1 protein-coding gene is annotated in these 648 nt (G+C 50.2%); it reads left to right on the top strand.

Going from position 1 to position 648, the window contains the following annotated elements:
* A partial coding sequence (locus A3751_RS19385) for a HAMP domain-containing protein (RefSeq protein WP_156492648.1) occupies positions 1–648 on the top strand: 648 nt, incomplete at both ends.

Genomic DNA, 648 nt, shown 5'->3' with positions numbered 1-648 from the left:
CAGACCGATGAGACCATTGAAGCCGAGATCGTCGGACTTGCCGAGCAATATCAGCGACAAGGTTTAAATGGCCTTATCAGCGTGATTCGTGAACGAGTCGCGCGTGATCCTAACGGCAAAGCAATCTATTTGTTCACCGCACGCGACTTCATTAAACTTGCTGGCAACATTGATAAATGGCCTGAAGAAGGCGAAGTCCAAGATGGCTGGTTAAATTTCACGCTTGACCAAGAACTCGGCTGGCACACTGAATCTGAAAGACCTGCACGAGCGCGTGTGTTCATAGTGCCGGGCGGCTTACGCCTGCTTGTGGGCCGTGATGTAAACGAGTTTATGGCGGTGAAAGAGCTAGTTGAACGTGCGATTAATCTCGGCATGGCCATTACCTTCATGCTTGCCATGATTGGTGGTGTCATGATGAGCCGTAGCACGGGAAGACGTGTTGAAGTGATCAACCAGACCAGCCAGAAGATCATGCGCGGTAATTTATCCCTAAGAATCCCTGATCGTGGCACTAACGACGATTTCGACCAGCTAGCGCGTAACCTCAATGAAATGCTCGATCGAATCTTTCAGCTAATGGAAGGTATTCGCCATGTTTCGGACAACATCGCTCACGATTTGAGAACACCGCTAACGCGCTTGCGC

This window comes from Oleiphilus sp. HI0080 (assembly GCF_001635135.1).
The sequence above is the reverse complement of the archived record's forward strand: the minus strand, read 5'-3'. Positions and strand labels throughout refer to the sequence as shown.